Origin of the sequence: Dietzia aerolata, assembly GCF_014144865.1 — a bacterium.
GTDB lineage: Bacteria > Actinomycetota > Actinomycetes > Mycobacteriales > Mycobacteriaceae > Dietzia > Dietzia aerolata.
Genome location: NZ_JAALDM010000049.1, coordinates 1 through 8,375, shown reverse-complemented (window position 1 = coordinate 8,375; position 8,375 = coordinate 1). Strand labels below are relative to the sequence as shown.

The 8,375-nt window shown below is 68.4% G+C and carries 11 protein-coding genes and 1 pseudogene; 3 read left to right on the top strand and 9 right to left on the bottom strand.

Features of this window, described 5'->3' with window-relative positions:
* The 3 genes from G6016_RS03900 to G6016_RS03890 all read left to right on the top strand — a co-directional run.
* A partial coding sequence (locus G6016_RS03900) for a 3'(2'),5'-bisphosphate nucleotidase CysQ (protein WP_182631391.1) occupies positions 1-616 on the top strand: 616 nt, incomplete at its 5' end.
* Between the two features lie 126 nt (positions 617-742).
* Positions 743-1,543 (top strand): thymidylate synthase, encoded by an 801-nt coding sequence (locus G6016_RS03895; RefSeq protein WP_182631390.1) that lies wholly within the window; start codon positions 743-745, stop codon positions 1,541-1,543.
* 26 nt (positions 1,544-1,569) lie between these two features.
* Positions 1,570-2,136 (top strand): dihydrofolate reductase, encoded by a 567-nt coding sequence (locus G6016_RS03890; protein ID WP_182631389.1) that lies wholly within the window; start codon positions 1,570-1,572, stop codon positions 2,134-2,136.
* Between the two features lie 39 nt (positions 2,137-2,175).
* On the opposite strand, the gene G6016_RS03885 is transcribed toward G6016_RS03890, so the two are convergent.
* The 9 genes and pseudogenes from G6016_RS03885 to mftG form a co-directional block, all read right to left on the bottom strand.
* Positions 2,176-2,829, bottom strand: a complete 654-nt coding sequence (locus G6016_RS03885) for a DUF1707 SHOCT-like domain-containing protein (RefSeq protein ID WP_182631388.1) — start codon at positions 2,827-2,829, stop codon at positions 2,176-2,178.
* A gap of 87 nt (positions 2,830-2,916) precedes the next feature.
* Complete coding sequence (locus G6016_RS03880; protein ID WP_182631387.1) at positions 2,917-3,303, bottom strand: DUF302 domain-containing protein; 387 nt, start codon at positions 3,301-3,303, stop codon at positions 2,917-2,919.
* A gap of 96 nt (positions 3,304-3,399) precedes the next feature.
* On the bottom strand, positions 3,400-3,666 hold the full coding sequence (locus G6016_RS03875) for a metal-sensitive transcriptional regulator (protein WP_182631386.1): 267 nt from the start codon (positions 3,664-3,666) through the stop codon (positions 3,400-3,402).
* Between the two features lie 155 nt (positions 3,667-3,821).
* The gene (locus G6016_RS03870) at positions 3,822-4,943 is read right to left on the bottom strand and encodes an NDMA-dependent alcohol dehydrogenase (RefSeq protein ID WP_182631385.1); all 1,122 of its coding nucleotides are present in this window, start codon (positions 4,941-4,943) and stop codon (positions 3,822-3,824) included.
* 152 nt (positions 4,944-5,095) lie between these two features.
* Positions 5,096-5,425: a rhodanese-like domain-containing protein gene (locus G6016_RS17795; RefSeq protein WP_380023253.1), complete on the bottom strand. Its 330-nt coding sequence runs from the start codon at positions 5,423-5,425 to the stop codon at positions 5,096-5,098.
* Positions 5,426-5,561: 136 nt separating this feature from the next.
* Positions 5,562-5,729, bottom strand: a pseudogene (locus G6016_RS17790) (CoA-disulfide reductase); the annotation flags it as partial.
* A gap of 240 nt (positions 5,730-5,969) precedes the next feature.
* A complete protein-coding gene (trxA, locus tag G6016_RS03860; protein ID WP_182631384.1) occupies positions 5,970-6,353 on the bottom strand; it encodes a thioredoxin in 384 nt (127 codons plus the stop codon).
* Between the two features lie 192 nt (positions 6,354-6,545).
* A complete protein-coding gene (locus G6016_RS03855; RefSeq protein WP_182631383.1) occupies positions 6,546-7,439 on the bottom strand; it encodes an alpha/beta fold hydrolase in 894 nt (297 codons plus the stop codon).
* A gap of 58 nt (positions 7,440-7,497) precedes the next feature.
* On the bottom strand, positions 7,498-8,375 hold an 878-nt coding region (gene mftG / locus G6016_RS03850; protein ID WP_182631382.1), incomplete at its 5' end, for a mycofactocin system GMC family oxidoreductase MftG.

Below are 8,375 nucleotides of genomic sequence, written 5' to 3'. Positions count from 1 at the left end.
CTGGACCGACGAGGTGCTCTCGGGGCACCGGCCGGACGACGGCACCCTGTCCGAGGGCGTCGCCGACGATCTGTCCCGGCTCGACAAGTCGCGCGTGTGGATCATCGACGTGATCGACGGCACCAAGGAGTTCTCCACCGGCCGCTCCGACTGGTCGGTGCACGTGGCGCTGGTCGAGGACGGCGTTCCGGTCCTCGCCTCGGTCGGCCTGCCCGACGCACGGCGGGTGTTCCGCTCGGACCAGGTGGACCACGTCAACGGGCCCAGCTCCGGAAAAATCGTGATCAGCCGGAACAACCCGCCGGAGGGGGCCCGGGAGGTCGCGGACGCGCTGGGCCTGACCGTGCGGCCGATGGGGTCGGCGGGAGCCAAGATGCTGTCGGTGCTGCTCGGCGACGCGGACGTCTACCTCCATGCCGGTGGCCAGCACGAGTGGGATCAGGCAGCGCCGGTCGCGGTGGCCCTGGCCTCGGGCCTGCACGCCTCGTGCCTGGACGGTTCTCCGATCAAGTTCAACAAGTCCAAGACCTACTCCCCCGACATCCTCGTGTGTCGGCCGGATCTGACCGAGCAGGTCTTGGCGGCCGTCGCCGAGCACATGCCAGCGCACGTCTGAGCCCCCGCGGGACTAGCCGCGCCGCCCCGGCATCGCACTCTCGCCGCCCCCGCCCGGGGCCCCGCCATACCAGGCCGCGCCGGGCCACGACTAGGGCCGGGACGAATTCTCAGTAGACTGCCCCTCATGACCGTCCCCACCCCGTACGAGGACCTGCTGCGCCTGGTCCTGGAACAGGGCACCCCCAAGTCCGACCGCACGGGCACGGGTACCCGGAGCCTGTTCGGGCACCAACTGCGCTACGACCTGTCCCGCGGCTTCCCCCTCATCACCACCAAGCGCGTCCACTTCAAGTCGGTCGCGTACGAACTCCTGTGGTTCCTGCGCGGCGATTCCAACACCCGGTTCCTCACCGACAACGGCGTGACGATCTGGGACGAGTGGGCCGATCCCCAGGGCGAGCTGGGCCCCGTCTACGGCGTCCAGTGGCGCTCCTGGCCCACGCCCGACGGCCAGCACATCGACCAGATCGCGAACGCCGTCGAACTGCTGCGCACGGATCCGGATTCGCGCCGCAACATCGTCTCCGCCTGGAACGTCAGCGAACTCGGCAACATGGCACTGCCGCCGTGCCACCTGCTGTTCCAGTTCTACGTCGCTGACGGCAAGCTCAGCTGCCAGCTCTACCAACGTAGTGCCGACCTGTTTTTGGGCGTGCCGTTCAACATCGCCTCCTACTCCCTGCTCACGCACATGGTGGCGCAGCAGGTGGGGCTCGAGGTGGGCGAGTTCATCTGGACCGGCGGCGACTGCCACATCTACGACAATCACGTGGAGCAGGTCCGCACACAGCTGGAGCGCGAGCCGTTCCCTTACCCCGAGCTCACGCTGCACAAGGCGGATTCGATCTTCGACTACCGCTTCGAGGACTTCGAGGTCGTGGGCTACGAGCACCATCCGGGCATCAAGGCCCCGGTCGCGGTCTGACGCGGGCCGACGGGAGCACGAGGGACATGCCCGTTCGGATGGTGTGGGCGCAGGCCCGCGGCGGGGTGATCGGCGACGGCCGCGACATGCCGTGGCACATCCCCGAGGACCTCGCGTTCTTCAAGCAGGCCACGCTCGGTCGGCCGGTGGTGATGGGCCGCTCCACCTGGGACTCGATCCCGGAGCGGTTCCGCCCACTGCCGGGCCGCCGCAACATCGTGTGCACCCGCGACCCTCAGTGGTCGGCCGAGGGCGCCGAGCGCGCGGGGTCGGTGGCCGAGGCCCTGGCCTTGGCGGGCCCCGACGCCGCGGTGATGGGTGGCGGCCAGATCTACGCCGCCGCGCTGGAGCACGCGCAGGAGTGCCTGGTCACCGAGATCGACGCCGACGCCCCCGGGACCGTGCTCGCCCCGGACCTTGGTGGCGGGTCGGGCCCGGACGGCGGGTCACCGGGATCGTCGTGGGAACTGGTCGAGGTCGGCGAATGGATCACCGATCCACGTAGCCGTGTGGAAGGAAAAGAAAACCCCGGGGACGACGACGACAACGCCGACCCGGTGAGGCATCGACATACGGTGTGGCGCCGACGGTAGAGACCGCCTCGTCGTCGTCGTAATATTTTCTGTTTCGGACTAGAACCACTTCCAGGCCTTGGGGATCTTCTCCCCGGCGGCCAGGATCTTGACCTTCGCACCTGCCATGAAGCCGTTGATCTCCAGGTTCAGGTGCGGGCCGCCGCGGATCTCGTACTTGCCCTCGTCGATCTTCAACTCCGACATGTGGCGGCTGCCGGTGATCGCGACGGACACCCCCGGCGGGAGCAGGATCTTGGCGTTGGCGCACCACAGGTCCAGCTGGACGCGGGTGCGGGGCCGGTCCACCACGGCCTCGCGGGCATCGAGGAAGATGTCCCCGAACCAGGAGGTCAGCTTGTAGTCGTCCGGCAGGAGCCACCGGCCCTCGCGCTTGAGGGTGTCGAAGACCGAGGTCTGCTTCTGGCCCTCGTCGACGGTGATCGCCTGCCCGGACCGGATCGCCGGGGACGGCGCGCCCGCACCGACCCGGAGATCGGTGGCCGGCGAGTGGGCCGGGGACTGCTCCGGGGTGGGGAGCCCGCTCAGCGCGACGTCGAGCTCGGCGGGGCAGGTCGCAGCCCAGATCTTGGCCGCGCGGTCGGAGAACTCGGAGAGCGAGAGTTCCCCGCGCCCCACCATCGCCTCGAGGTGCTGCTGCGCGAGCGTCCGCGGGTCGTGAAAAGTCGAGTCGTCGTGCCCACTTGAGGTCATACCCCGACAATAGTGTCACCGCCGGAGTCCTGGCACCCTCGGCGGCGACCGGTGCCCGGCGCCGCCCGGCCAGTCCGGCTGTGTCCGTCAGCGGGTCAGGTCGGACATCATCGACCGCATCGACGCCGACAGCTCGTCGGCCAGATCCTGCAGGCCGCCCGAGATGACCTGCGAGAGCAGTGCCGGGTTCTGCGCCTCGACGATGCAGCCTCCGCCCGATTCCCGGACCACCACGTTGCACGGGAGCAAAAGGGCGACATCCTTGTTGATGTCGAACGCCGCGCCCGCGAAACCGGGATTGCAGGCGCCCAGGATCAGGACGCGCTCGATGTCCTTGTCGATCTTGGTCTTGAGCGTGTCGGTGAGATCGATCTCGTGGAGGATGCCGAAGCCGCGCTCGGCCAGCGCCTTCCGGGTCGCCTCCACCGCCTCGTCGAACTGCATCTCGGTGAATGTGCCGATGCCGACGTCCATATCGATCTCCGCCTTCCGCCCTGGTGGGCCCGGGAACCTCTACAGGCCAGTCTCCCATGACCGTCGCCCGCGGTCAGCCGGTCGGTGAGCGAACTATTACGCCAGCGAGAGGAAGAGCTTCTCGAGCTCGTCCAGGGTGACGCCGTCCTCGTCCGGTTCGCCGTCGCGGATGACGCACTCCTGGATGTTCTCACTGATGATCTTGAAACCAGCGCGGTCCAGCGCCTTGGACACCGCCGCGAGCTGGGTGACGATCTCCTTGCAGGACTTCTCCTGCTCGACCATGTCGATCACGGCATTGAGCTGGCCTCGAGCGCGACGCAGCCTGTTGAGGACCTGCTGGCGGGGGTCGGTGGTTGCCATGTGCGCACATCTCCCTGTGTTCCGGTCGACGCCGTGGCGTCGTCGTCGGTCTCGGGATGACACCGGTGGAAACGCGAGACCCCCGTGGGCCCACCGGAAACTCCAGTGTACCCACGGGGGTATTTTTATGCGACCTCGCGGATCGGCTGTCGAGGTCAGTCCTCGTGGACGATGACCGCGCGGACCAGTCCCCCGCCGCCCTTCTCCATGAGCTCGTACCCCTCGTTGACCTGGTCGAGGGTGAAGCGGTGGGTGATCAGCTCGTCCAGCTTGACGTGCTTCTCGTCCCACAGGCGCAGCAGGTTGGGAATGTCGTAGAAGGCGTTCGCCGAACCGAACAGGGAGCCCTTGATGGTCTTCTCGTACTGCGCGACGAAGAGGCCCGTGAGGTTGATGGACTGGTTGTCGAGCCCGCCCATCGAGGTCAGGACCACCACGCCGCGCTTGCCCACCATGTCGGTGGCATCCGAGGTGACCTTGGCGTCGGCCACGCCGATGGTGATGATCGCCTTCTCCGCCATGAGGCCCCACGTCAGGCCCGGAAGCTCGGCCTTGGCCTCCTCGGCGTCCGTGTAGAAGTGCGTGGCACCGAACTCGATCGCCTTATCGCGCTTGGACTCATCCGTGTCGATCGCGATGATGAAGCGCGCACCCGCGTGCTTGGCGCCCTGGATGGCGTTGATGCCGATGCCGCCGATGCCGAACACCACGACGGTGTCGCCGGGCTTGACGTCAGCGGAGTAGACGGCCGAACCCCAGCCGGTGGTGACGCCACAGCCGACCAGCGCGGCGACCTCGAACGGGATCCAGTCCTGGATCTTGACCAGGGAGTTCTTGTTGGCGACGGTGTACTGCGAGAACGTGCCGAGGGTGCACATCGCACCCGCGGTCTCGCCGTTCTCCAGCTGGAACGGGTAGCGGCCGTCCTCCATCACGCCGAAGGTGCCGTTGAGGCCGCCGTCGCACAGGTTGGACATCCCGCGGGCACACGCCGGGCAGTGGCCACAGGCCGGGATGAACGAGCCCACCACGTGGTCGCCGGGCTGGAGGTGGGTGACACCCTCGCCGACGGCCTCGACGACGCCGGCGCCCTCGTGCCCGACGACGATCGGCAGCCGGCCCGGCAGGTCACCGGTCTGCATGTGGAGGTCGGAGTGGCACAGGCCGGCGGCCTTCCACTTGACGAGCACCTCACCGTAGTGGGGGCCGGTGAGCTCGGCCTCGACGATCTCAAACGGCTTGCCCAACTCGCGGGCGATGGCGGCCTTGGTCTTCATGCGGCTCCCTTTCGGACCTGCCGGTATCCCCCCGGCACTGAAACGTGTTCTCGCCACGATAACCCCAAATTGTCACAGGGTGTCGTAGTTCATAGAACGCGTTACAGCATCAGGCCGGTCGACCCCGCTCTCCGCCCCGCGGGGTGACGCCGTCAGCCCTGCGTGGCCGCCTTCCACGTGGTGTATCCGCCGTCGAGGTTGACCGCCTCGCGGCCGGCCTGCACGAGGATCCGTGACGCCAGGTACCCGCGCACGCCCACGGCGCAATAGGCGAGGACGCGGCCGTCCGGCAGTTCGTCCATCCGGTCGCGGAGTTCATCGACCGGGATGTTGAGCGCACCGGGGATCGCACCGTCCGCGACCTCCCCCGGGGTCCGGGTGTCCAGCAGGACCGCGTCGGCGCCGACGCGTTCGTCCACCTCGTTCCACTGTGCGGTCTCCACGGTGCCCTCCCGCATATTGCGGGCGACGTAGCCCAGCATGTTCACCGGGTCCTTCGCGGAGCCGAAGGCGGGCGCGTAGGCGAGCTCGAGGTCGGCCAGGCGCGAGGCGGGGATTCCCCCCTGCCATCGCGGTGGCGATCACGTCGATCCGCTTGTCCGCGCCGTCCTCGCCCAGGGCCTGGGCACCCAGGATCTCATCGGTCACCGGGTCGACCAGCAGCTTCAGGTGCAGGCCCGCGGCGCCCGGGTAGTAGCCCGCGTGCGACGAGGGGTGCGTGTGGATCTGCCGGAACTCGCGACCAGCAGCGGTCAGACGTTTCGCGTTCCACCCGGTGGTAGCCACCTGGAGGCCGAACACTCCGACGATCGCGGTGCCCAGCACCGGGCGGTCGGCGGCGGCGCGCCCGCGACGCCACCGACGATGATGATCTACATTTGTGTGCCCCTCCAGGGCTGAGGTTGCGAGCCCGCAGGGGGCTGAAAATATGGGTCCGGACCTGACCGAGACCCGACCCACGCCGGGCGATCCAGGCACGACTGGTCGGGAAAGGTCAGGCCCGGTTCGGACCGACTACGTCACGGGTCAGGGCTGGGCGTCGCCCTGCTGCGCCTGGGCATCCTCGACGGCCTTGCGCACCTCGTCCATGTCGAGGCCCTTGATCTGCTCGACGAGATCGTCCAGCGCCTGCTCCGGGATAGCGCCCGAGTGGCGGAAAACCGCGATGCCCTCACGGAAGGCCATGAGGGTCGGGATCGACTGGATCTGCAGCATCGCACCGAGCTGCTGCTCGGCGTCGGTATCGACCTTGGCGAAGGTGATCTCGGGGTTCTTGCCCGACACCTTGTCGTACACCGGCCCGAACGCCTTGCAGGGGCCACACCATTCGGCCCAGAAGTCCACCAGGACGATGTCGTTCTCGGTAACGGTCTTCTCGAACTCGGCAGTCGTGATGTCGACGGTGGTCATGTGAATGCCTCCTTGCGGGACGGGGCGGCTCTCGTCCCGTCATACCGTGGTCGCCAGCCTACGGACAGCCCGCGTCAGCGACGACCCTCACACCCCATCTATACCCTTACGGGTATTCAAACCGGTGCACACAGGTCCAACACCACCCGATCGGGTTTATTCCCCGGCCCAGCACTCGCAGTTGTCGGCCAGTTATCGGCCGGGCACCGCCACGATCTCGGTGAGGAACCATTCGAGCTGATCGAGGAACACCGCGTTGTCGTCTCCGGCCACCATGTGCCCCGCCTCGGGGACCTCCATCGTGTACGCGTGCGGGAGAAGCTCGAGCAGGTGCTGGACGGTGTCGTCGCTGACGATGTCGGAGGCGCCGCCGCGGATGAGCAGAGTGGGCTGCTGAATCTTCGGCACGAGCTTTTCGAAGAAGTCGTTGCCGATCTCGGCGTTGTCCGCCGAGGCGTTGCCGGCGAACCGCGGGTCCCAGTGCCAGTGCCAGCGGCCGTCCTCGCGCAGTCGGAGGTTCTTGCGCAGGCCATCGGTGGTGGGTGGCCGCTTGCGGTGCGGCTGATAGGCGGCGATCGCATCGGCGGCCTCATCGAGGCTGGCGAAGCCGTTGAAACCCGACCGCATGAACTCGCCGATCCGCTCCACACCGGCCGCCTCGATCTTCGGCGTGACGTCGACCAGCACGAGTGCGCGTGCGACATCGGCGCCGGAGCCGAGCGAGAGCATGGCGGTCATGCCTCCGAGCGACGCGCCGACGATGACCGGACGGCGCTCGGTGAACCGCTCGGCGACGATCGCCTCGAGGTCGGCGGACATGCGATGGATGTCGTAGTCACCCTCGGGGTCCCAGTCGCTGTCGCCGTGGCCTCGCGCATCCATGGACGTGACGCGGTACCCCTCCCCCGACAGGCGACGCGCCGCCCGCGCCCAGGCGTGGCGGGTCTGTGCGCCGCCGTGGAGCATGAGGATCTCGTCGAGGACGACGTCTCCGGCAGGCTCCCAGACCTCGCCGACGAGCGTTACCCCGGCTTCTCGCGCGACGGTAAAACGCTGTGGCTCCACTGCCGTCTCGATATCTGTCATGCGCGTGCCTTCCGATCCGCCGCCCACCTCACCGGTGGAACGTGTTCCACCTTCAGGTCTACCACGGTCGTTCGGCCGCCATATCGGCAGCGAGGGTCTCCGCCACGGCCAGCACCGTGTAGTAGGGCCCGCAGCGCGGCAGGGTCGGCAGCACCGACGCATCGGCAACCCGCAGACCGTCGACTCCCAAAACCCGACCGGAATCGTCGACGACCTCGCCGATCCGCGCCGCCCCGGACAGGTGGTGGGACGTCGATCTCACCGGCACTGCCGTGTCCAGTCCGAGTCGGTCCGCGACGGCGACGGCAGCGGCGCGCAGGGCCTCGGCATCGCGGGGATCATCGGGCAGCACCACCGTTCCGTCCGGGTCGATGCGTCCGAATCCGACGGTGTTCATCAACGAGATCCCGAGGTGCAGCGGCATCGGGGCCGCGCCGGGAATCACCTCGTGCATCGGCACCGAGTACGGCCGCAGCTCCACCTCCGGGGCCTCGCCCGCCGGGCCGGCACGGTCCGCGAGCTCGAGCCGTACGACGTGCGAGAGCAGTGGGGGCAGGACCGCGGGGTCGCCAACTCCGAAGTCCGTGCCTGCAGCGAATCCCACCGGCAGGTCGAGCAGGACCTCCGGATGTTCCTGCACCCGATGGCCGACCGGGTGCCCCGTCGACTCCCCCAGCCCCGAGTTACGGAGGATGGAGGTCGTGCCGATCGTCCCGGCGCAGAGAATCACGTGTCGGGCGGTGATCACCTCGTCGTCGCCCCGGGCTTCATCGACAAGTGGATTCGGCGCACCGGACTCTCGGGCGATACGGGCCGAACCCTCTTCCGGACGCGCGGGTTCCGGACGCGCGGGTTCCAGGACCACGCCGTCGCACCGGCCGCCGACCTCGCCACCCGCCCAGTGCAGCCGCGCCACGCGCGCCCCGGTGCGGACCC